Here is a 23,398-nt window from a genome sequence, read left to right on the forward strand (position 1 = left end):
ACCTCCTGCTATTTAACTTATAAACGCACGCCTACTCTAAGTTTTGCACTTCTTGCCCGATTGTTTTCTTGCACCTCTTGTGGGGTAGGCACTATTAATTTTCCTACCTTCTTAAACGGCACCTCAACACGCCCAAACATATCTTTCTCAGGCTCACCTTGAAACAAGCCATTTCTTATAAATCGCTTTACCAAACGATCTTCTAACGAATGATAAGATATCAAACTAATACGACCGCCTGGGTTTAACAATTCTGGCGTTTGCAATAAAAATTCTTTTAAAGCTTCGATTTCCTGATTTACCTCGATTCTAATAGCTTGATAAATTTGCGCTAAAATTTTAAACTCCTTTCCCCTAAACAATAAAGGGGTCAACAAATCATTTAATTGTTGCGAAGTAACGATTGGCGCATCTTTCCTAGCCGCTACGATTGTTCTTGCAAGTTTAGGAGCATTTTTCAAATCGGCGTAAGCGTAAAACATGTCTCTCAACTGCTCTTCATCATACGTATTAATCACTTGGTAAGCCGACAAACTATCATTCTGATTCATACGCATATCTAATCGCCCATCAAAACGCGTAGAAAATCCGCGTTCAGCTTCATTAAATTGATGAGATGAAACGCCAAAATCACCAAGAATACCATCTACTTTTTTAACCCCATAAAAGCGTAAAAAACGCTTGATATACCTAAAATTCTCTGGTATTAAGGTAAAGCGACTATCCTCTAATGCATTGGCTTGCGCGTCTGCATCCTGATCAAAAGCAAAGAGCCTCCCTTGGTCGTTTAGCCGATTCAAAATCTCTTTTGAATGACCACCACCCCCAAAGGTTACATCTACATATGTACCGCTAGGGTCTATTGCCAAACCATCTACGGTTTGGTGCAACAATACGGGTTTATGATATTCATAATTGCTCATCTCGATCTCCCATTACTTCTTCGGCTAGACTGGCAAAATCATCTGCAGAATTACCAATAACCTGTTCATACTTTTTCTTATCCCACAATTCAACGATAGTCATCTGCGATGAAAGCACCACTTCTTTTTGCAATCCTGCAAAATTAAATAAGTCTTTTGGCACCAATAAACGACCTGCAGCGTCTACCTCTATGATCTTCACACCGGCCGTAAATCGTCTTATAAAATCGTTGTTCTTTTTCTTAAACCGATTCAGCTTATTAATCTTCAACATCATTTCTTTCCACTCACTCATCGGGTAAAGTTCTAAGCATTGATCAAATACAGCACGCTTTAAAACAAAGCCATCTTCTATTTCGGGCAACAACTGCTTTTTTAGCGCTGCAGGTAGCATTAGCCTACCCTTGGCGTCTATTTTACACTCGTATGTCCCGGTTAAATGAAGCATTAAATCGATTTGAATAGTCAAATATATTGAATTTTTATCCACTTTTTACCACATTTCTCCACATTGTTAATAAGTTTTTGAAACTTAAAGCCTTAAGCCATAATTTACGGTATTTAAACGAGTGGGAAATTGTGGAGCATAAAGCCAAATTTTAAGGCTTATTTTAGATTTTGGATTTTAAAATTGCCACAATTAACAGTACCTTTAGCCTTAGGTTTCTTTTAAAAGTAGATTGTTTTTAACAATAATACCTATATTTGCTAACGCTAACAGCAAGACTAGTGCATGGAACAAGACATCAAAACCGAAGGCAAGTTTAAGTATATAGAATTAGGGGAAGGAACTCCCATCGTGATTTTACACGGCCTCATGGGCGGATTAAGTAATTTTGACGGAGTAGCCAACTATTTCCCAAAACAGGGTTATAAAGTAGTAATTCCAGAATTACCACTTTACACTTTATCATTGCTTAAAACCAATATTAATTCATTTGCGAAATACTTAAAAGATTTTATAGATCACAAAGGCTGGTCTGAAGTTATTTTGCTTGGAAACTCCCTTGGCGGCCACATTGGTTTATTAGCCACTAAAAAATTTCCCGAAAGGGTTAAGGCCCTGGTAATCACAGGAAGTTCAGGTTTATACGAGAGCGCTATGGGAGAAAGTTACCCCAGAAGAGGTGATTATGAGTTTATAAAGAAAAAAGCTGAGAATGTTTTTTATGATCCTAAGGTTGCCACAAAAGAAATCGTAGACGACGTATTCAATACCGTGAACGATAAAAATAAATTAATACGTACTCTAGCCATTGCAAAATCGGCTATACGTCACAATATGGCTAAAGATTTGCCTAAAATGAAAACGCCTACTTGCATCATTTGGGGAAAACAAGATAATGTTACTCCGCCCGAAGTAGCGGTTGAGTTTAATGAATTACTACCCAATTCTGATTTATTTTGGATAGACAAGTGCGGGCATGCGGCAATGATGGAGCACCCCGATACCTTCAATACCATTTTACACGACTGGTTAAAAGCAAAATCCATATAATTTATATGAAGATTACCTCTGCAGAATTTGTAATGAGCAATAGCCAAGTAAAAAAATGCCCGGCTAGCCAATTACCTGAATATGCTTTTATTGGGCGCAGTAATGTAGGAAAATCTTCTCTCATCAATATGCTAACCCAGCGTAAAAACTTGGCTAAAACATCGGGAAGACCTGGTAAAACGCAATTGATTAACCACTTTTTAATCAATAAAACTTGGCATTTGGTAGATTTGCCTGGTTACGGATATGCTCGCGTTAGCAAAAAAGCTAAGAAAACCTTTCAAAAGTTTATTACCGATTATTTTAAAGAACGTAAGCAACTGGTATCTGCTTTTGTTTTGGTTGATGCCAGACACGAACCACAGCCTATTGATTTAGACTTTATGATTTGGCTAGGTGAGCATCAAATTCCATTTAGTATTGTGTTTACGAAGCTTGATAAATTAAAGCCCAATGCAATAGAAAAAAACATTGGGCACTATAAATCTGTTTTACTGCAATACTGGGAAGAAATACCTCCGTATTTTCTCACTTCTTCATCAAAGAAAATGGGTGGTGAGGATTTGTTAAATTATATAGATGAGATTAATCAAAGTTTAACTGACTAAGCTACTTACTCCTTTTTAAGTTCAAGTTTTTCAGCAAAATAATCACAAAAATCTTTCATAGTTTCCATCATCTTTTCGTCATCTGTAGCACGATAAAAAGTATCGCTCATAGCTACTAGCGTTTGATGAAAAAACACCTTCATTTCGTCTACCGGCATATCTTTAGTCCAAAGATCTATTCGCAGGGTTTCCTGCTTTTGACTGTCCCACAAAGAAAGCATCATAGCTTTAGATTGTGCATGACGCACGCCCCCGTCTTCTGCACTCCAATGTAAAGACTCTGGCACATTATTTTCATCTACCTCAACATGTATTTTTATTTCAGACTGTTTTGTACTCATTATTCTGGTTTTCTAGGTTTATAATTTGATTCTTGAAATAATTTTTGAGCCGGCAATTGCAAAACCTGCTTTAAACTAATATCGGGATGCTTTTCGGCAAATTGCCGAACGATTTGCCAGCCGATATACTGCCCCAATTGAGGCGGACTTTCCTGATCGAGCTGCAAGTAAAATTTACTAAAGGGTGCGATGTTAATGAAACGCTCTCGCAATTGCACATCGGTATCGTAGAGCAACTCTTTTTGTAAAAAATATTTCCAGATTTGCGCTTCATTGTTATGTGCCCACTGCATTTCATCTAAAGTATATCCTATACGGTAAGCCTCTTTGGTATGCGGTATCACCAAATCTTTAAGGTACAATTGCTTGCCATAATACAGCATCTGCTCTAAAAAAGTTCTACCCTTAGGCTTAGGCACTAATTGGCGGGCATAACTCCCAGCTATATCACTCAGCAACATTTCACTTTTAAAATTTTTCTTTAGAAAAACCTGTAAACCGTCATAAAAGAAATGATCTTCACCTAAATAGGTGTCTAACGCAATCAGCATTAAGCTATCACTAACCACTACCTTGTTTTTATAATCAACTTCTGAAGTAATGCCTACTACTCGCGGCGCTTCAAAACCAGGAAAATAATATTTAAAATGCTTAAACAGATGAGCAATATCTTCTGCCTCTTCCTGCATAACGGGAAAAGCTTTCTTAACCTCGGCGTGCAGTTCTTGGTTAATGGTATCGCGCATCATATTTACCCAAACTGAATCGTGAAAACGCTCTGGAAACAAAAACGGATAATCTCTTTTTAAGCGCGGCAAATCTTCTGGGGTTGCCTTACCAAATGCCAAATCGAACCGATCGATTTGCACCGAAATATCTATTTCCTCTATCGCCTGTTCTACCGCTGATTCCCGATTACAACTTACAAGCAGCAACACTACAATTAGCAAAAGATACCTGGATTTAATCATAAACAATAGGTTTGTTTTTTCGCATTAAAAGCGATATAATTTTATTCCTAAATTTTTCGCCTTATTTTTGGGGCAAAGGTAGTTTAATTTCTCTAAAAACCCAGCGACTATGCAAACAGATAAGGTAGCTCAACACATTGTAAATTGGCTTAAAAATTATAGTACACAAGCAAAAACCAATGGCTTTGTTGTAGGTATTAGCGGCGGTATTGACTCTGCCGTAACTTCAACTTTATGTGCGCAAACAGGTTTGCGTACTTTATGTATTGAAATGCCAATACACCAAGCGGCTAGCCAAATGCAACGCGGGAAAGAACACATTCAAAACCTTAAAAGAGAATTTAGTAACGTTAGTTCGCTCGAAGTCGATTTAACCCCAAGTTTCGAAAGCCTTAAAAATAGTTTTCCTAGCACACCCGACACCGACCAACTCGCTTTAACGCTTGCCAATACTAGAGCTCGTTTGCGCATGACCACCTTATATTACTTCGCAGGTTTACACGGCTATCTTGTGGCGGGTACTGGAAACAAAATTGAAGATTTTGGTGTAGGCTTTTTTACCAAATATGGCGATGGTGGTGTAGACCTTAGCCCTATTGCCGATTTACTTAAAAGCGAAGTTTATGCGCTGGGAGAATACCTTAACGTAGCACCGAGTATTCTAAAAGCAGCACCTACCGACGGACTTTTTGGAGACAGCCGAACCGATGAAGATCAACTTGGTGCGAGTTATGACGAGCTCGAATGGGCTATGGCATATACCGCCAACCCAACAAATCATAAGTTAACCCCAAGACAAGAAACTGTATTAAATATTTATACTCGGTTAAATCGGGCCAATTTGCATAAAATTAATCCTATACCGGTTTGTAACATTCCACCACATTTAAAGTAATTATTACCTATGCGTTTTTAAATCACCCGGTTTAATTTATCGGCAATCATCTTTTTTAAACCGTTATAATCGTTGATATCCTCAAGGATATTGGCATGGTGGTTAGCTCTATTTTGCAAAACTTCCTGCATTAACTCCTGCACTTTTTTCTGCACCAATAAATTGCGCAAATGCAAAATGGTTTGCTCTACCTCCAGAGGCTCCAATTCTTGAATATCTCGCACAAAAATGTTTTGATCTTCCCAACGGCTAAGCAAGTTTTTCTCTTGGTTCATAACCAATGAACTTACCAATTGCGCGTGCTCCGGCTCTAGCTCTCTAATAAAAGCAGCAATATCTAGGCTTGTGGTTTGGTTGAGTGTATCGATTAACTTTTGATAGATCGCTTTAAATACGGGATGGGTAAACTCAATCTCATCTTCTTGCAGATCTAAATAAATTTTCTCGTATACTTTGCGGCTCACCTGTTCAGTTTTTAAAAACTCCTCTCCGTCTTCATCTTCTTCTATATAGGTTTCTTTAAACTCACCTTCGGCTGCGCCATAATGCAGTAAAAGGTGAATGATATGCTTTTCTAGTTCGTGTTGTCTATTTACCTTGGTTTGCTGGGCTTGTTCTTTGACTACCTGCATACCACCCGATGGCGCCGGTGCCTGCTGAGGCTTATGTTTGGCTTTTCTAGATTGACCCGCGGTTAACTGGGCTAACGAACTATACAAAACATTCTCTGAAATATCCATGATGCGCGAGCACTCTTGCAGGTATATCTCTTGCTGAATACGGTCGGGTATTTTTGCGATACTTTCAACCATATCGCGAATGGTAGCGGCTTTTTGAATGGGATCGTTAGCGCTTTCTTTCATCAGCAAAGAGGCTTTAAAACTGATGAAATCTTGGGCTTTATTATTTAAAAAGGCTTTAATATCTTCGGTAGGATGCTTTCGTGCAAAACTATCGGGGTCTTCTCCTTCTGGGAAAGTACATACTTTAACATTAAGTCCTTGCGCTAGAATTAGATCAATTCCGCGTAAAGCGGCTCGCATACCTGCTTCATCCCCGTCAAACAGAACGGTAATGTTCTTTGTTAGTCGTAAAATCAACCGTATTTGTTGCTCGGTCAAAGCCGTACCCGAAGAAGAAACCACATTTTCTATACCCGCTTGATGCATTTGGATGACATCGGTATAGCCTTCTACCAAATAGCAACGATCTTCTTTTGCCATACTTTGTTTAGCGTAATGCAATCCGTAAAGGACTTGACTCTTATGATAAACCGGACTTTCAGGTGAATTGAGGTACTTGGCTGCTTTTTTATCGGTACGCAAAATACGTCCGCCAAACCCTAGTGTTCGCCCAGACATCGAATGAATAGGAAACATCACCCGACCCTTAAATCGGTCAAACTGCTTGTTCTCCTTTACAATACTCAAACCGGTTTTCTCGAGCAATTCAAGTTTATAGCCTTTTTGAATGGCTTCTTGTGTGAAAGCATCCCAAACATCTGGCGAATAGCCTAAATGAAATTTCTTGATGGTATCTTGAGTGAAACCGCGTTCTTTGAAATAAGATAAGCCTATACTTTTACCCAACTGGGTTTCGTGCAGCATACGCTCAAAATAATCGCGGGCAAATTCATTGATTAAGAATAGGCTTTCACGTTCGTCGGCTTGCGCTTTTTCTTCATCGGTTTGCTGGGTTTCTTCAATCTCAATCCCATATTTTTTTGCCAAGTATTTTATGGCTTCGGGATAGTTAAAATGCTCATGCTCCATTAAAAAAGCCACTACATTACCTCCTTTACCACTACTAAAGTCTTTCCAGATTTGTTTTACTGGCGAAACCATAAAACTGGGAGTACGTTCATCTGTAAACGGACTCAAGCCTTTAAAATTACTTCCCGATTTTTTTAATTGTACAAAATCGCCAATAACCTCTTCTACTCGAGCGGCATCAAAGACTTGATCGATGGTGGATTTTTTAATCATAAGCGATTGGATGTTTAGAAGCCAAGCGGGACAAAATTAAACAATATGAAACAAAAAAAAAGGAAACCCAAGGCTTCCTTTTTTACTTTACTTTTTCTGAAATAGTTAAAAACTAAAACGCAAACCTAAAGCTACTGCATTTTGATCTACGGCATTGTCTTTAAAAACCGTATTCAATTCATATTTAGCATATAAAGAAACAGAATCATAACCAATATAGGCACTTAATCCGTAAAGAAAGTTATTGGTATTATAGCTTTGGTTACGCTTTTCTTTTCTGTTTTTACCATTCTCCTCAAACTTTAGTTTTTGGATGGTATTCAAGTTCAAGCCTACAAAACCTCCTATACCCATCTTAAATTTATCTGTGCTAGTGTAACAAGCAGTACCCTTGTCAAAATATTTATGGGCTTTCCCGAATTCTAAATGAATAGGAATAACCAAATTATCCATACGTAGTTTAGCTTTGTCTAATTCTACCGGAAACTCTTCTAAAACGGTTTGATCACCGTCTTCAACAAAATATTGATTGTCTTCTGGTTTTAATCCGTTAAACTGAAGGGAAGCTCCATAACGCAAACGCAACCACGCGTTTTTATCTAATACGGTTTGCCACTCATAACCCATTTCAAAAAACCTACTCCCCGCAATTTTATAAGGCGAGTCGTCTATTGAACCATCTATCAAGGCGTTGCTCAAACCAAAGGCCATGGTAAAACCAGAAGTAGTACGCTTGAGAACAGCGTCTTTTTCATCGTATTGTTTATTGTCTTCTTTATCGTTATCTAGACCGATGCCCAAGGTAAGTTCTGTCGCCTTATAATCGTCGCTATTTCTATTGATCAAAGCAATTTGCTCGTCGATGATAAGCATCTTACTAGCGATGTTCTGAGCCGATTTTTGTGCAGCTGCCTCTTTGCGTCTTTGCGCCTCGGCCGCTGTAATTTTATTTTCGGCCTGCATTTGCTCAATGCGCTCAATTTGCTTTTTTAAATACGCCTTTTCTTCTTCTTGCACCCTGCTTTTTTGGGCGTTTAATTGCTCAAGTTTTTCCTTGGCTTCGGTTTTTATAATTACCTGAGCTTGGGTTAAGGTACCGCCCAACAAAGCGAATACGACCATTAATACATGTAGTTGTTTTTTCATAAGATTCAATTAAAGTTTAACAATTGCATTTTTAATATTTTCTATTCTCTTTTGCAGCGCATAATATATCTTTTCTCTGAACTGCAAATCTAATTCACGTTCAACCTCCTGCAGCAGTGCATTAGCATCTACACTATAGATTTTTGCTCCTTTTTGGCGCTCCATTTGCACTAATGCTTTTTGCAAAGCCGCTTCGATTTGCGCGTCATTCCAATGAGTAGTAGTAAGCTGTACCTTTTCTTGAGGTAAAAGCGGTAGCAGGCTATCGGGTTGAATTTCATTCGCCATTTTTTGTTCAGCCTTAGCGATTACAGGAAGAGCTTTGTTTGCTTTTTCTTTACGGATTAAAGACTGCTCTGCATTAAAATCTGATTTATTCTGTTTTTGCTCAGCCGTCTCGCTGAGGCTTTGCTGAGAAAAGAGCTGTTTCAATTCATCGGCAGATTTGAATTGCGGCTTACCCTCTATCTCCTCTTTTATGGTGTTTTTTACAGGTTGTTGTTTGGGTTGTACTACATCTATTTCAGGCACTTGTTGCGATTGGTTAACCAGCCCCGTTAGCACAACTCCCAATAAAAAGCTTGCCGCTACGGCATAGAAGAAAAGTCTTTTACGCTTGCGCTTAGCTTTGTCATTGAGTTGATGTTCAATCTCAAACCAAGCGCTACTCGAGGGGGTAATCTCTCTATTTTTTAGCTTTTTAAGCTCCTTATCCCATACTTCCATCTTTCCAACTATTTGAATTCTTAATAATGTCTTGCAACATTCTTTTGGCTTTGGCCAATTGTGATTTAGAAGTACCCACGCTAATGTTACAGCACTCGGCAATTTGTTTATGCGAAAAATCTTCAACCTCAAACAAAACAAAAACACTGCGGTAGCCAGCTGGTAACAAGTCTAAAGCCTGTTGCAAGTCATTGGCAATTTGTTGCCTATCAAGACTGGGTTGTTCACAAGCCTGCTGCGACAGGTTCTCTAGTGTTTCTTCATACACAAGGTTTTGTTTTTTGCGTAAAAAATCTATGGCCTCTCGCACGACAATTCGGCGTATCCAGCCTTCTAGACTGCCCTGGTCGTCAAATTGGTTGATTTTGGAAAACACTTTTACAAATGCCCTAAGCATGCTATCTTCTGCAAACTGCAAATCTTTGATGTACATACGCGCCACACTAAGCATCTTTGGAGCGTACCGCTCGTAGAGCCGTTTTTGCTCTCTTCGGTCTTGCCGCCTAAGTTTATTTAGGTTAAAGGATTCTTTTTTATGTAAACGTATGACTTTCACTCTCGTGTGGACTTCTATTTATATAGACGAAAGTAAAAGTAAAAAGGTTGCCTGAAGTATAAAAAAAATTATTTTTTTCTTTCAATCACATAGTTTACCATCAAAAGCAATGAAGATTTGTAGGGCGAATCGGGATAATTTTCTAATATTTTAAGTGCACGCGAATGGTAAGACTTCATCACTTTTACCGCGTAATCCAATCCGCCTTGAGCTTTCACAAAAGCAATAACCTCTTTTACCCTTTTGCGGTCTTTATTATGATTTTTGATGGAGTTTATCAGCCAGTTTTTCTCTTTGGGCGAAGCTTGGTTGAGAGCATAAATCAGCGGAAGCGTCATTTTTTGCTCCTTAATATCTATACCGGTGGGTTTACCTATTTTTTCTTGTCCATAATCAAATAAGTCATCTTTTATTTGAAAGGCCATACCTATGAGTTCGCCAAATTCGCGCATAGCCTCAACGTGTTGCGAATCGGGTTTTACAGCGGCCGCCCCTATACTACAACAAGCTGCAATAAGCGTGGCTGTTTTTTGTCTTATAATTTCGTAGTAAACCTCCTCTGTTATATCAAGTTTGCGTGCTTTTTCAATTTGTAGCAATTCTCCTTCGCTCATCTCCCGCACCGCTACCGAAATAATTTTAAGCAAATCAAAATCTTCATTATCTATAGACAATAGCAAACCTTTTGATAACAAAAAGTCGCCTACTAAGACAGCTATTTTATTTTTCCATAATGCATTAAGTGAGAAAAAACCGCGTCGCCGGTTAGAATCATCTACTACGTCATCGTGCACCAAGGTTGCGGTATGAATAAGCTCAATAACCGATGCCCCTCGATAGGTGCGGTCGTTTACTTCGCCTTTTGCAACCATTTTAGCGACTAAAAAAACAAACATAGGGCGCATTTGCTTTCCTTTTCTGTTTACAACATAGTAAGTGATCTTATTAAGTAAAGCTACACGCGAAGACATAAACAGTCTAAACTTATCTTCAAACAAGCGCATTTCGTGCTCAATGGGCTGTTTTATCTGGGCTATAATCTTCATAGAGCACAAAGGTACAGATCTTATGTTTTAAAAATGTGTTAATTTGTAAGCAATACAATAAAATTTTCATTAACTTAGGTTATCAACTTAAAAACATGAATTATGAAAAAAATTACTTTAAGCCTTGCAGCTCTTGCTGCTGCTTTTACAATGCAAGCGCAAACCACCTTGTTTGAAGATGATTTTGATTCCTATACTGACTTCGCCATCACCAATGTAGGCAATTGGACGCTTACTGATGTTGATCAACAAATTACTTATGGTTTCACTGGTGTTACCTTTCAAAATGCAGGTGATCCAATGGCCTTTATAGTATTTAATAGTACGGCAACCACTCCACCAATAACGCCTACCGCCGATGCGGATTGGGACGCAAGAAGTGGCACAAAGGCTATGACCTCTTTTGCGTCTCAAAACCAGCCTAATAACGACTGGATGATTACACCAGCTATTACTTTAGGAGCCAATGGCAATGAATTAACCTTTTATGCAAAAGCTGCAGATAACACATTTTCTAACGAAGTTTTTGATGTAGCAATTTCAACAACAGATACGCAAACTTCTAGCTTTACCACGCTATTAGCAAATCAAGTACCTACTGCCCTTACTTGGCAAAAATTTACAGTTAATCTAGATAATTACGCCGGGCAAACGGTTTATTTAGCTATAAACCATAAAGGGAATGATCAATTTGGATTTCAAGTAGATGATTTTAAAGTAGTCGAAGGAGCCTTAAGTACTGATGATAAAGAATTTGAAAATTTCAATTATTTTGTATCTAACAATATTTTAAATCTAAATGCCAAAACAAACATCGAGCACGCCAAAGTGTTTAACATTTTAGGTCAGCAGGTTATTACTAAAAACCTAGCGGCTCAAAATGCCGAAATCAATTTGAACAACTTGAATGACGGCGTTTACTTGGTACAAGTAAGCATTGAAGGTCAATTAAAATCTTTTAAAGTGATTAAAAAATAATTTTCACTCCTTTAATAAAGCAAATGAGGCTATTACTAATTAATAGCCTCATTTATTTTACACCTCTTTTACATCAATTCTAAATTAATTTTTGGATACTCACTAAATTTTATGTAAATTCACGGCTTAATTTAGTAAACTTAACCTTATGAAAAAAATTACTTTAACTTTTGCTGCCTTAGTAGCAGCGTTCACAATGCAAGCGCAAACAACTGTTTCTTTTGAAACTAGCGAAGGTTTTACCGCTGGCTCAACTATCGATAGCCAAAATTCTTGGGTTGTTCAAGACCCTTTAGACCCTCAGTTTACTGTAGATAACACTATGGCTTCAGACGGTACAAACTCCTTAAAAGCCACTGCAACGAATCAACAGTACCAAGATAATGATGGTAATTTAGTTAATGTAGGTGCTATAAGCCCTGTAAATGTGATCAATGACTCGAAAGTAGAGGTTTCTTTTGATCTTTATGTAGAGTCTCCACCAGCAGGCGGTAATGCTTCTGATGTTAGAATTTCTCCGCAGTCACCTTCTCAAGGTCAAGTTACGGCAGTAGTAAAATTTGATTATCAAAACAATGTTCAAGTTGTAGATAATGCAGGAGGCAGTAATGCTTGGCAACAAGCTTCAACTTATGCTTTCGATACTTGGTATAATTTTAAAATGGAGTTTGATTTTACCAATAGTGAAATTAAATATTACTTAGATAACACTTTAGTATATACAGGAAACGTTTGGGCGGCAACTAATATTGAGAACTTTTATATTGCTTTTGACAATTACGAAAATGGTTTCTATTTTGATAATTTAGTTGTAGATACGACTTTAGGTACAGAGGTTCAAGAAAAAGTAAACTTCAAGCATTTTGTTGATGCCAATGCGGTACTAAACATCAATGCAGAAAATGCAATGAACAATGTAGCGGTATTTAACCTTTTAGGTCAAGAGGTAATCAATCAAAACGTAGAGGCTAAAGATGCTCAAATCAACTTGAATAGCTTAAACGCTGGCGTATACTTAGTACAAGTAAACATCAACGGTCAAAAAGAAAGCTTTAAAGTGATTAAGAAGTAATTTACGCTTAACACTAATAGTTTAAAGGCTGCCTTTTAGGTAGCCTTTTTTTATGCATTATAAAATGATTTTTATGGGTGTTTTTTTTTAAAGCCCCACTTGTGTCAGGTATTTGGATTAGATAAATTATATAGAACAACAACTCTATCTTATTTTTAATTTACAAACAATTATTTTTTTTATGATAAGATTTAAGTATATTCACAAAACAATTGTTAAAACAAATTATCATGAAAAAAATTACCTTACTACTCATGCTTTTTACCGGTTGGCTGTATGCTCAGTCTGACTGTAACAATGCGCAAAGTATTACCTTAAATTTTAATGCTTCCCTTACCGTGAATGCAACAGGGGTTTCGGGAACCGCAACCACCACTACTTGTAACCCTGCTTATTACACCGCCTCCGACATTACCAGTAGCGGTTGGTATACCTTTACACCAACTCAAGACCAAACCATTACCGTAACTTCACCTGCACCTGCTTCGGTAAGCAGCACAGATTATTTCCCTTCTTTTAGTGTTTATGACGGTAGCTGTACAAGCTTAAATTGTCTCGGAGGTAGCTTGGTAACCACCCCAGACGGTGGAGCAACCTTAAACGACCCAACCGTATCTTTTGTTGCTTATGCCAACACTACCTATTATATAGCATTTGATAATTATTATGCTAATGCCGGTTTAGGAAGCACCAACGCGTTTACTTTTGATGTGGTGAGTTCATCTACAGTGGCCACATTACCCGATGCCGTTACTACACCCTCACCAGCCGATGGCGCTACACAAGTAGGCGTAAGTATGAATCCTCAAAATCAACCACAAGTAGGTTTTTCTTGGGTTGCTGCTACAACAGGAGGTACACCCGACGAATATGAATTTTACTTAAGTGACCCAACCGCTACAGATCCTACACAGCTTAACTTGCTTGGTTCAACACCAAACACTTCGGTAAACGTAACCGGCATTCAAGAAGGAGAAACCTATTATTGGCAAGTAGTGGCCAAAAATGCTGCAGGAACAGCGACTAACTCTGCTACCTGGTCTTTTACAACGGGTGATAGCAGTATTGCGCCAGATCCTGCCGCCAATCCAACTCCTGCAGATGGCGCCACAGGCGTAGTTTTATATACCGATAGCCAAAACCAACTTAGTGTAGATTTAACTTGGGAGGCAGCCGCAACAGGAGGTGCTCCAACACAATATGAATTTTACTTAAGCGATCCTACCGCTACAGATCCTACTCAGCTGAATATAATAGGTAATGTAAATGGTACCAGCACCACCTTAAGCAATGTAACTTACGGCACAACTTACTACTGGCGCGTTATACCTAAAAACGATGTTGGTGCTGCTGTAAATACGCCTACTTGGAGTTTCACTACAGAAGGAACGGCTGGTTTAGAACAAGCAGAGGCATTAAGCCATACTTTCTATACGCAAAACAAGCAGCTATTCATCAATACCACGCAATTATTAAAAGAAGTAAATCTTTATAACCTGCAAGGTAAGCAAATCAAAACCATTAAAGTTAATAAAGAATCGGCACAAATAGACCTTAGTCAGTTAACACCTGGTGTTTATTTTGCTCGATTAAACATGAATAACAAACAAGCAAGCTTTAAATTTATGGTCGAGTAAATCTCGCCCACCAACACCTAAAAAAGAGGCTGTCTAAAAAGGCAGCCTTTTTTTATTTTGAAGATTTATTAGCGAGTTGCCCACAAGCAGCATCAATATCTTTACCTCGTGAACGTCTAACTGTTACCGTTATACCTGCCTGTTCTAAAGCACGCTGATAAGCCGAGGTAACTTGAGCATCGGCTTGTTGAAAAGCACCATCATCTATGGGGTTGTATTCTATGATATTCACCTTACAGGGGATGGCCTTACAAAATTCAACCAATGCAGCAATGTCTTTTGGTTTGTCATTGATGTCTTTCCAAATTAAATATTCATAGGTTACTCTTCTCTTTGTTTTCTGGTACCAATAAATTAAAGATTCTTTTAAATCTTTTAAAGGAAAACTAGCATTAAAAGGCATGATTTGCGTGCGCACTTCATCAATAGCGGAGTGCAGAGAAACAGCCAAATTAAATTTTACCTCGTCATCGGCTAATTTTTTTATCATCTTAGGCACCCCAGAGGTAGAAACCGTAATACGCTTTGGCGACATTCCAAGCCCTTCGGGAGAGGTTATTTTTTCTATAGAGGCCAATACGTTTTTATAATTCATTAATGGCTCTCCCATACCCATATAAACAATATTAGATAAGGGTATACCATTGTACAATCGGCTTTCTTGGTCTATAGCGACTACTTGATCATAAATCTCATCGGCATTCAAATTACGCATCCGCTTTAAGCGGGCTGTAGCGCAAAACTGACAATCTAAACTGCAACCCACTTGTGAAGAAACGCAAGCGGTTGTTCTAGAAAAGGTAGGAATCAATACAGACTCTACCGTTAGACCATCGTGTAGTTTTACGGCATTTTTAATGGTGCCATCGTTACTGCGCTGCATTTCATCTACCTGTATGTGGTTGATCACAAAATGCTCTTCTAACAATTGCCTTACCTCTTTAGAGAGGTTGGTCATCGCATCAAAATCATGCGCCGCTTTAGACCATAACCACTCATACACTTGATTGCCTCTAAAGGCTTTTTCGCCAATAGAAACAAAAAAATCTCTCAACTGCTCTTTGGTGAGCGAACGTATATCTTTTTTCTCTTTTTTCACGCTGCAAAGGTAGATTTTTATTTATGCTTACTAAAATTTAAACAAAAAAACCACACCGAAGTGTGGTTTTACTAGATTGTGTGCGTTGCAGTTATAAAATTAACATCGCATCGCCATAACTATAAAATTTGTATTTTTCTTTAATGGCTTCTTTATAGGCTTTTTCCATTAATTCGTGCCCCATAAAGGCCGAAATCATCATTAAAAGCGTTGACTTTGGCGTATGAAAATTAGTAATCATACAATTGGCAATACTAAAGTCATAAGGAGGAAAAATAAATTTATTGGTCCAACCCTTGAACTCGTTCAAGGTACCATTTGATGATACCGCACTTTCTAAAGAGCGCATAACAGTTGTACCAACCGCACAAACGCGACGCTTATCTTCTATACCCTTATTTACAATTTGAGTAGTTTCTTTGGCAATCTCTGCCTCTTCACTATCCATTTTATGTTTAGACAGGTCTTCCACTTCAACAGGATTAAAAGTACCTAATCCTACGTGAAGCGTAACTTCGGCAAGATTTATCCCTTTAATTTCTAGACGTTTCAACAAATGTTTAGAAAAATGCAAGCCAGCGGTTGGGGCAGCTACTGCTCCTTCTTGCTTGGCATATATGGTTTGATAACGTTCTGCATCTTCTGGCTCTACTTCCCTTTTGATGTATTTGGGTAGCGGTGTTTCCCCTAAATCATTTAATTTTTTTCTAAACTCTTCATAAGATCCATCATATAAAAAGCGTAGGGTTCTTCCTCTAGAAGTAGTGTTATCGATAACCTCGGCCACTAAACTCTCATCTTCACCAAAATACAACTTATTCCCTATTCTTATCTTTCTAGCAGGATCTACCAAAACATCCCATAATCGGGTTTCGGCGTTAAGCTCTCTTAATAAGAAAACCTCAATACGAGCCCCTGTTTTCTCTTTGTTTCCAAATAAACGGGCCGGAAACACTTTCGTGTTATTAAAGACCATCACATCATCGGTATCAAAATAATCGATAAGATCTTTAAACATTTTATGCTCAATTTTTCCCGATTCTCTGTGTATTACCATCAAACGGGCTTCGTCACGATGCTCAGAAGGGTATTCTGCTAATAACTCTTTAGGTAGTTCAAAATTGAACTGCGAAAGTTTCATTCCCATAGTTTCATTTTTAAAAGAACGCAAATATACAACCTCAGACTAGGGGTTGTCAAGTAAATCGACATGTTTTTTACCTAAATTATAGCGGGTTAGCTTTCGCGGATTCAAAACCTGCTGTTATTTTAAATATAATGCCTCTATTACTGCTCTTGATGCCAAAACTAACAACCCTTTGCAATTGAAAAAATTGAAAAGAGGGAATAAAAAAAACAGTACATCAATAAGATTCTGAAAAAAGATAGGCTAGTACCTAACAAAAGTTGCTGTACTTTTTAAAACAACATAAAGAGCTTATTTTTAAAAGTTGTACAACTCTTGAAAAAATATTGTACAATTTTTTTATAAATATTGTACAATTTTTACCGAAATATTGTACAATATTTTTTTATAAGTCGCAGAGCAAATTATTACTTCCTAGGCAGCGTATCTTTAAAACTTGCCTATCTTTTATTTGATTTACCCCTAAACTTCTATAAACCTGCCTTTTAATTAATTAAAAAGCCCATTTTCTCCCAATCTTTCCAAAAGCTTCGGTAAGATTTGGCTACCACTGTTTCATTCTCTATCATAAGGGGTACTTTTAAAGCTAAGGGTGCAAAAGCCATAGCCATACGGTGATCTTGGTAGGTTTTTATAGTAGCGCTTTGCAGCGGATTTTGTTGGCGGCTCAAATGTAAACTTGAACCGGTAATACGTAAAGTCGCCCCTAAGCGCTGCATTTCATTTCTTAAAGCTTGTAGTCTATCGGTTTCTTTTATTTTTAAACTTTGCAAGCCAGATAAATCACAGCTCATCCCTAAACCCAAACAGGTAACTACTAAGGTTTGTGCCAGATCTGGGTTGTTGATTAAGTCTAGGCTAAGGTGGGTGGGAATTTCTTTCTCTACTCGTTGCAGTTGTAAACCTTCGGATGTTTCTCGGGTTTCGACCCCCAGTTGTTCGTACCAAGAGACTAAACGGGCATCTCCTTGTAAACTTGTTGTTTTAAATCCGTAAAGGAAAATTGTAGAACCTACAGGCGCTAAAGCCAAGGCACTATAAAAATAAGAAGCCGAGCTCCAATCGGGTTCAACATTAATCTTTTGCGGTTTAAGCTGCTGGGGTTCAATTAATATTCGTTTTTCCTCTACCGCTACGTGCACCCCCAATTGCGTCAACAGGTCAATAGTCATTTGCACATAAGGTTTTGAAATGAGTCCGCCCTGTAAATGCAAGTCTAAACCCATAGGAAGTTGATGCCCTACCAATAGTAAAGCCGTGATAAACTGACTGCTAATATCTGCTTTAATATTTATTTGAGTAGTTTGTTGACAAAACCCATGAATTTTAACGGGTGGGTAGCCTTTGGCACCCAGGTAGGTAACTTTAGCTCCCAACTGCCGTAAGGCTTCTACCAAAGGTGCCACCGGTCGCTGCTGCATGCGTTCGCTCCCGGTTATAATTTTTGTAACTTTTTGTTGCGTAGCAAAATAAGCTAGTAAAAAACGCATAGCCGTACCGGCATGCCCCACATTAATATGTTCTTCTTGACTTTGCAGGGCTTTAATAAGCACTTGAGTATCGTCGCTATCCGATAGGTTTTCTAAAATCAAATCTGGACAAAACTGCTGAAGTATAAGCAAGCGGTTGCTAATGCTTTTAGAGCCACTAATTTTAATCTTTGCCGCTATAGGTGTTTTACTATGCTCTAGCCGTATCATTTTTTGTGCTTATCTTGTAAGATTTGCTTGCGGTAGCGTAAAAAGCTAATGATAAATCCGTAAAGTGCCCCACCCAAAAGGTTCGCGATGATAAAACGCCATTTTGTGCTTCCTTGCCACTTAGCTTCTAAAAATTGATCCCAATGCATCGAATAACCAAAAGCGAAATCAATTGCATTGTACAGCAAAACAAAGGCTAGGCCGATAAAAAGCACCGATTTCCAAAAATTGGGTGCTTGTAGTATTTGTTTAAAAGAACTCATGATTTAAGTTTTTGGTTCTGATGGTGCCTATCGTGATCGCGTTTGGTTTTAAGGTCAAGCTTTTTATCGAAAGCTTCTTGCAGATTTACACCGGTTTGATTAGCCAAACAGAGTACCACAAAAACCACATCGGCTAGTTCTTCACCTAAGTCTTTATTTTTATCGCTTTCTTTTTCACTTTGCTCCCCATAACGGCGGGCGATAATACGGGCCACCTCTCCTACCTCTTCGGTAAGCTGAGCCATATTGGTCAATTCATTAAAATACCGCACTCCGTGCGTTTTAATCCAATCGTCAACTGCTTTTTGTGCGTCTTGTATATTCATTTATCTGTTTTTGGTATCTATATTTAGGGTGACTGGTCCGTCATTGACTAGGCTAACTTGCATATCGGCACCAAATATGCCGGTTGCCACCCGCTTATCGAGTTGTTTTTCTAATGCCTTTACAAATTCTTCGTAACGTGTTTTAGCCAGCTCAGGGCTAGCGGCGTCAACAAAACTGGGGCGATTGCCCTTCTTAGTATTGGCATAAAGGGTAAACTGACTTACCACCAGCGCATCACCATCAATATCGATTAGGGATCGATTCATAGGTTTATGTTCATCACGGAAAATTCTCAGTTGGGCAATTTTCTTGCTTAACCAAGCAATGTCATCTTGGGTATCATCATCACAAACCCCCAATAAAATTAACAAACCTTCTTGAATAACTCCAGCGATATGGTTATCTACCTCTACGCTAGCTTGGCTCACCCGTTGTATAGTCGCTCGCATATTTTAGTTTTTATAAATATCTACTCTATAATTCTCGTCTTCACCTTGTATCAACTGCAAGTAAGATTTATACCGCGACCAGGCAATATCGCCTTCTTCTACGGCATCTTTAACCGCACATTTGGGCTCTTCGAGATGCAGGCAATTGTGAAATTTACAATCTTTTTTACGAGCAAAAAACTCAGGAAAGTAGTGGTCTAGTTCTTCTTTTTCCATATCTACCACTCCAAAACCTTTGATTCCTGGAGTATCGATTATTTGTCCGCCTTCAGGCAAATCAAACATCTCTGCAAAGGTAGTCGTATGTTGGCCTTGCAAATGTTGGTTAGAGATTTGCGCCGTTTTTAAATCTAAGCTTGGCTCAATCGCATTGATTAAAGTAGATTTACCCACACCACTATGACCCGCTAAAAGGGTCTTTTTATCTTTAAGAAGTTCTTTTACTTTTTCAATATTTTTACCGCTAACCGCCGATGTACCTATACAAGTGTAACCAATTTCACGATACAACAAAGCCAAATACCGAATTTCATCTTTTTCATCTTCGGTATAAGCATCTATTTTATTGAACAAAATGGTGGTTGGTATTTGGTAAGCCTGTGCGGTTACTAAAAACCGATCGATAAAAGAAGTAAAGGTAGGCGGATTATTAAGCGTAACCATTAAAAAGGCTTGGTCTAAATTGGAGGCTATGATATGCGTTTGTTTAGACAAATTAACCGATTTACGTACGATATAATTTTCTCTAGGTTGTATATCTTGAATAACTCCTGTTTCTTCTTCTTTGTTTGCTTCTAATTGAAACAAAACATGATCGCCTACAGCAACAGGGTTGGTACTTTTGATTCCTTTTATTCTAAATTTGCCTTTGATGCGGCACTTATAAAAATTCTCCTCTTCTTTTTCTTTGACTAGATACCAACTTCCGGTTGATTTATATACGATTCCTTCTTTCATAGGCTTTCCGCTTAATGGCTATTTGCTTGCTTTGCACTAGTAGTATGTAATATTTTTTGTTGGTGGGCTATAGACTCTTGATGTATTGCCTGAAAGAGTCTGTACACAAATTCTTCAGCTAGACCTTTATCTACACCCAAATTTATCATTTTTTGTAATATGGCCTGCCAGCGTTCTGGTTGTAAAATAGCCACATTATGCGTCTTTTTTACCGCTCCAATTTTATCGGCAATTTGCATACGATCGATAAGTATCTGAATCAGTTGTTCATCTAACTTATCAATTTGAAGGCGCAACCGACTTAAAGATGTTTCATAATCTTGATTTGATGAACTTTTCTTTCTCACCTTTAATTTACGGGTATAGGCCGCGAGCGTTTCTGGCGTTATTTGCTGTTTAGCATCGCTCCAGGCTTGGTCTGGATTAGGATGGGTTTCAATCATCAATCCATTATAATTTAAATCTAAGGCGGTTTGGCATAAATCAAAAATCAACTTCCTATCGCCAGCGATGTGAGAAGGATCTAAAATTAAGGGTAAATCGGGGAGTTCTTGCCTTAGGTCAATAGGTATTTGCCACTCGGGTATATTTCTATACAAACTATCTTTATAGCTAGAAAAACCACGGTGAATAGCACCCAATTGCTCTATACCGGTTTTATAAAAACGTTCTAAGGCTCCTAGCCATAAACTTAAGTCTGGATTAATAGGATTTTTGACCAGTACTATTTTGTTAGTCCCTTTAAGCGCTTCGGCAATTTCTTGAACGGCAAAAGGAGAAACACTGGTACGTGCACCTATCCATAAAATATCAACTTCGTGCTTTAAAGCTAGATCTACGTGAATAGGGTTGGCCACCTCGGTAGTAGTAAGCAAACCGGTTTCTCTTTTAGCTTTTAAAAGCCATTTTAAACCCAGCGCACCCACGCCTTCAAAGTTGCCAGGTCTGGTACGGGGTTTCCAAATACCCGCACGCAATACATTGGTGTCTGTGTTTTGCAATGCTTTTGCTGTGACCAGTACTTGCTCTTCGGTTTCGGCACTACAAGGACCAGCAATTAACAATGGCCGATCTAAATTAAAAGCTTTCAACCAATCGTTCATTGCAGCATTACCAGACATTTCCTTACTCATATTTCAACTTTTTTACGAAGATACTTTATTCTCTAGTATAAATAAAAGTAGGCTTTCAATAAAATATGTAAATTTACATTCTTAAACCAATAACATAAACGAATTATTTATGGGGATTCTGGTAAAAAATCTGAGTAAATTTTATGGCCAACAACAAGCCCTCCAAGAAATTTCTTTTGAAGTTAAAAGCGGAGAGGTAATTGGTTTTTTAGGACCAAATGGCGCAGGAAAATCTACTATGATGAAAATTCTTACCGGTTATCTTCAACCTAGTACAGGCTCGGCTTTTGTAGAAGGTATAAATGTACAAGCAAATCCTATAGATGTACAAGCTTTGACCGGTTATTTGCCCGAGCACAACCCTTTATATGAAGATATGTACATACGGGAGTATTTATTATTCCACGCTCGTATTCATAAATGTTCAAAACAACGTATTCAAGAAGTAATCGAACTCACGGGATTGCAACCCGAAATAGGTAAAAAAATTCAAGCGCTCTCAAAAGGTTATCGCCAACGAGTGGGAATTGCAACAGCCTTGTTGCACGATCCGAAAGTGCTGATTTTAGATGAACCCACCACAGGTTTAGATCCCAATCAATTGGTAGAAATAAGAAATCTTATCAAAAGTATTAGTGCCGATAAAACTATTTTTCTTTCCACCCATATTATGCAAGAGGTTGAAGCAATGTGCAGTCGGGTGTTGATTATGAACAAGGGCGAATTGATAATTGATAAGCCCTTAGCGGATTTACAACATGAAAAGAATCAAATTATTCAAGTGGTTTTTGATCAAAGCATTAGCGAAGATAGCTTTGCCCACCTGCCGCATTTAATATCAACCGAACAAATAGATGCCCGCTCCTACCGTTTAAAATTCGATACCGAAACGGATATGGGTGGCGAGATCTATGATTTGTCTCGAGCCAATAATTGCAAAATCCTTTCTTTATCCAAAGAACAGGAGAGCCTAGAAGACTATTTTAGAAAAATAACCTCCCACTAAAATCCTGTACTATAGGTTTTTGAACCTCTATTAATTATTTTTCAAGTTCAAAGGCTGGTTCTTTGCAACTGCTTACCTCAGACAAATGTATTGTCTGAGTATAGGTTGCTTTACAATAACAAAATGCTTTTCCTGTTGTAGTACAAACTGTGGTCATCCTTCAAACTCCGCAATGATTTTATTCAATTCAATAAACCCCTAAGAGTGTTAAACTATTCCAATGTTTTGAATTCATAATTAGGCAGACTCTAAACTATTTAAGGCTATCTTTTTGAGCAATAAATGCTATTAAAATGGCAAAAAAAAGGCTGCTCTTTTAGGAGCAGCCTTTTCTTAATTTAGGGGTAACTTGATTATCTCTTCAAGGTAAAGTGACCTTTAAAGGTATCTATACGCTCTTCACCGGTTGGTAAAATTTGCTTGTATTCTACACTAAACCAGTAGTCATTTGATGGCATTGGCTTACCGTTAAAGGTACCGTCCCATCCTGGACCACTTGGGCTTAATTGCTTCAATAGCTTACCGTAACGGTCGAAGATAAAGATCTTAGCTCCGATATTGGCTTCTCCTAAACCGATGATATTCCAAGTGTCGTTGTAACCGTCTTCGTTAGGTGTAAAGAACTTTGGATAATCGATGAATGCGATTTCACGTACCGTTGTTCCACAACCGTTCTTATCTCTTCCGTATACAAAATGTACTCCAGCACTTAATCCGCTAAAGGTAATGCTGCCGTCGCTTCCTACAGCGGTCCACGGACCGTTGTCGATATTGAACTCATAATCGCCATTACCGCTGATGTTGATTACCTGAGCCGAGTGTTGCTCATCAAAGGCTAAAGTCAACGGAATTACATCGAACTCTGGTGGGTTACCTGCTGTAAAGCTAGCGCTTGAGCTACTCTCACAGTTAGAGAATACATCGGTTACCGTTAC

Annotated in this window: 25 protein-coding genes; 7 read left to right on the top strand and 18 right to left on the bottom strand. The window is 38.3% G+C overall.

Features of this window, described 5'->3' with window-relative positions:
• Window positions 1-17: 17 nt before the first annotated feature.
• Together rsmH and mraZ are read right to left on the bottom strand one after the other, a co-directional pair.
• Entirely contained in the window at window positions 18-923 is a 906-nt protein-coding gene (gene rsmH / locus ACFSQ0_RS12515; protein ID WP_379048764.1) for a 16S rRNA (cytosine(1402)-N(4))-methyltransferase RsmH, read from the bottom strand.
• A complete protein-coding gene (gene mraZ, locus ACFSQ0_RS12520) occupies window positions 910-1,371 on the bottom strand; it encodes a division/cell wall cluster transcriptional repressor MraZ (RefSeq protein WP_379048839.1) in 462 nt (153 codons plus the stop codon). The genes rsmH and mraZ overlap by 14 nt, the downstream gene beginning before the upstream one ends.
• Before the next feature lie 285 nt (window positions 1,372-1,656).
• Here mraZ and ACFSQ0_RS12525 point away from each other — a divergent pair, with 285 nt between their 5' ends.
• Both ACFSQ0_RS12525 and yihA read left to right on the top strand, forming a co-directional pair.
• A complete protein-coding gene (locus ACFSQ0_RS12525) occupies window positions 1,657-2,421 on the top strand; it encodes an alpha/beta fold hydrolase (protein ID WP_147861470.1) in 765 nt (254 codons plus the stop codon).
• A 5-nt stretch (window positions 2,422-2,426) separates the two neighbouring features.
• Window positions 2,427-3,029, top strand: a complete 603-nt coding sequence (gene yihA / locus ACFSQ0_RS12530; RefSeq protein WP_379048766.1) for a ribosome biogenesis GTP-binding protein YihA/YsxC — start codon at window positions 2,427-2,429, stop codon at window positions 3,027-3,029.
• 5 nt (window positions 3,030-3,034) lie between these two features.
• Here the strand turns inward: yihA and gldC are convergent, their stop codons facing one another.
• Window positions 3,035-3,370, bottom strand: coding sequence for a gliding motility protein GldC (gene gldC, locus ACFSQ0_RS12535; protein WP_147861472.1), 336 nt, complete (start codon window positions 3,368-3,370; stop codon window positions 3,035-3,037).
• Window positions 3,370-4,341, bottom strand: coding sequence for a gliding motility lipoprotein GldB (gldB, locus tag ACFSQ0_RS12540; RefSeq protein ID WP_379048768.1), 972 nt, complete (start codon window positions 4,339-4,341; stop codon window positions 3,370-3,372). The genes gldC and gldB overlap by 1 nt, the downstream gene beginning before the upstream one ends.
• Window positions 4,342-4,450: 109 nt before the next feature.
• Here gldB and nadE point away from each other — a divergent pair, with 109 nt between their 5' ends.
• Entirely contained in the window at window positions 4,451-5,236 is a 786-nt protein-coding gene (nadE, locus tag ACFSQ0_RS12545; protein WP_379048770.1) for an NAD(+) synthase, read from the top strand.
• A 17-nt stretch (window positions 5,237-5,253) separates the two neighbouring features.
• Here nadE and dnaG read toward each other — a convergent pair whose 3' ends face one another.
• The 5 genes from dnaG to ACFSQ0_RS12570 form a co-directional block, all read right to left on the bottom strand.
• Window positions 5,254-7,221, bottom strand: coding sequence for a DNA primase (dnaG, locus tag ACFSQ0_RS12550; RefSeq protein ID WP_379048772.1), 1,968 nt, complete (start codon window positions 7,219-7,221; stop codon window positions 5,254-5,256).
• Window positions 7,222-7,326: 105 nt separating this feature from the next.
• The gene (locus ACFSQ0_RS12555; protein WP_379048774.1) at window positions 7,327-8,367 is read right to left on the bottom strand and encodes a hypothetical protein; all 1,041 of its coding nucleotides are present in this window, start codon (window positions 8,365-8,367) and stop codon (window positions 7,327-7,329) included.
• Window positions 8,368-8,376: 9 nt separating this feature from the next.
• Window positions 8,377-9,093, bottom strand: coding sequence for a hypothetical protein (locus ACFSQ0_RS12560; protein ID WP_379048776.1), 717 nt, complete (start codon window positions 9,091-9,093; stop codon window positions 8,377-8,379).
• Window positions 9,077-9,649: an RNA polymerase sigma factor gene (locus ACFSQ0_RS12565; RefSeq protein WP_379048778.1), complete on the bottom strand. Its 573-nt coding sequence runs from the start codon at window positions 9,647-9,649 to the stop codon at window positions 9,077-9,079. The genes ACFSQ0_RS12560 and ACFSQ0_RS12565 overlap by 17 nt, the downstream gene beginning before the upstream one ends.
• Before the next feature lie 68 nt (window positions 9,650-9,717).
• The gene (locus tag ACFSQ0_RS12570; protein WP_379048780.1) at window positions 9,718-10,695 is read right to left on the bottom strand and encodes a polyprenyl synthetase family protein; all 978 of its coding nucleotides are present in this window, start codon (window positions 10,693-10,695) and stop codon (window positions 9,718-9,720) included.
• Window positions 10,696-10,797: 102 nt separating this feature from the next.
• On the opposite strand from ACFSQ0_RS12570, the gene ACFSQ0_RS12575 reads away from it, so the two are divergent.
• The 3 genes from ACFSQ0_RS12575 to ACFSQ0_RS12585 all read left to right on the top strand — a co-directional run bounded on the left by ACFSQ0_RS12575 (window position 10,798) and on the right by ACFSQ0_RS12585 (window position 14,382).
• On the top strand, window positions 10,798-11,673 hold the full coding sequence (locus ACFSQ0_RS12575) for a choice-of-anchor J domain-containing protein (protein ID WP_379048782.1): 876 nt from the start codon (window positions 10,798-10,800) through the stop codon (window positions 11,671-11,673).
• A 148-nt stretch (window positions 11,674-11,821) separates the two neighbouring features.
• Window positions 11,822-12,745: a T9SS type A sorting domain-containing protein gene (locus ACFSQ0_RS12580; protein WP_379048784.1), complete on the top strand. Its 924-nt coding sequence runs from the start codon at window positions 11,822-11,824 to the stop codon at window positions 12,743-12,745.
• A gap of 230 nt (window positions 12,746-12,975) precedes the next feature.
• Complete coding sequence (locus tag ACFSQ0_RS12585; RefSeq protein WP_379048786.1) at window positions 12,976-14,382, top strand: T9SS type A sorting domain-containing protein; 1,407 nt, start codon at window positions 12,976-12,978, stop codon at window positions 14,380-14,382.
• 52 nt (window positions 14,383-14,434) lie between these two features.
• Here ACFSQ0_RS12585 and rlmN read toward each other — a convergent pair whose 3' ends face one another.
• The 8 genes from rlmN to ACFSQ0_RS12625 all read right to left on the bottom strand — a co-directional run bounded on the left by rlmN (window position 14,435) and on the right by ACFSQ0_RS12625 (window position 21,445).
• Entirely contained in the window at window positions 14,435-15,481 is a 1,047-nt protein-coding gene (gene rlmN / locus ACFSQ0_RS12590) for a 23S rRNA (adenine(2503)-C(2))-methyltransferase RlmN (protein WP_379048788.1), read from the bottom strand.
• 91 nt (window positions 15,482-15,572) lie between these two features.
• Entirely contained in the window at window positions 15,573-16,622 is a 1,050-nt protein-coding gene (queA, locus tag ACFSQ0_RS12595; protein ID WP_147861498.1) for a tRNA preQ1(34) S-adenosylmethionine ribosyltransferase-isomerase QueA, read from the bottom strand.
• A 491-nt stretch (window positions 16,623-17,113) separates the two neighbouring features.
• Window positions 17,114-18,328, bottom strand: a complete 1,215-nt coding sequence (locus ACFSQ0_RS12600; RefSeq protein WP_379048790.1) for a 3-phosphoshikimate 1-carboxyvinyltransferase — start codon at window positions 18,326-18,328, stop codon at window positions 17,114-17,116.
• Window positions 18,325-18,591, bottom strand: coding sequence for a hypothetical protein (locus ACFSQ0_RS12605; RefSeq protein WP_379048792.1), 267 nt, complete (start codon window positions 18,589-18,591; stop codon window positions 18,325-18,327). Before ACFSQ0_RS12605 ends, ACFSQ0_RS12600 begins: the two co-directional genes overlap by 4 nt.
• On the bottom strand, window positions 18,588-18,917 hold the full coding sequence (locus ACFSQ0_RS12610; RefSeq protein ID WP_379048794.1) for a nucleotide pyrophosphohydrolase: 330 nt from the start codon (window positions 18,915-18,917) through the stop codon (window positions 18,588-18,590). Before ACFSQ0_RS12610 ends, ACFSQ0_RS12605 begins: the two co-directional genes overlap by 4 nt.
• Window positions 18,918-19,367, bottom strand: coding sequence for a D-aminoacyl-tRNA deacylase (gene dtd / locus ACFSQ0_RS12615; RefSeq protein ID WP_379048796.1), 450 nt, complete (start codon window positions 19,365-19,367; stop codon window positions 18,918-18,920).
• 3 nt (window positions 19,368-19,370) lie between these two features.
• Window positions 19,371-20,324, bottom strand: coding sequence for a ribosome small subunit-dependent GTPase A (rsgA, locus tag ACFSQ0_RS12620; protein WP_379048798.1), 954 nt, complete (start codon window positions 20,322-20,324; stop codon window positions 19,371-19,373).
• Window positions 20,325-20,335: 11 nt separating this feature from the next.
• Complete coding sequence (locus ACFSQ0_RS12625) at window positions 20,336-21,445, bottom strand: chorismate mutase (RefSeq protein ID WP_379048841.1); 1,110 nt, start codon at window positions 21,443-21,445, stop codon at window positions 20,336-20,338.
• A 121-nt stretch (window positions 21,446-21,566) separates the two neighbouring features.
• On the opposite strand from ACFSQ0_RS12625, the gene gldA reads away from it, so the two are divergent.
• The gene (gene gldA, locus ACFSQ0_RS12630; RefSeq protein ID WP_379048800.1) at window positions 21,567-22,463 is read left to right on the top strand and encodes a gliding motility-associated ABC transporter ATP-binding subunit GldA; all 897 of its coding nucleotides are present in this window, start codon (window positions 21,567-21,569) and stop codon (window positions 22,461-22,463) included.
• Between the two features lie 353 nt (window positions 22,464-22,816).
• Here gldA and ACFSQ0_RS12635 read toward each other — a convergent pair.
• The coding region (locus ACFSQ0_RS12635) for a T9SS type B sorting domain-containing protein (RefSeq protein ID WP_379048802.1) at window positions 22,817-23,398 on the bottom strand (582 nt) is incomplete at its 5' end.

Source organism: Mesonia sediminis, assembly GCF_042684705.1.
GTDB lineage: Bacteria > Bacteroidota > Bacteroidia > Flavobacteriales > Flavobacteriaceae > Mesonia > Mesonia sediminis.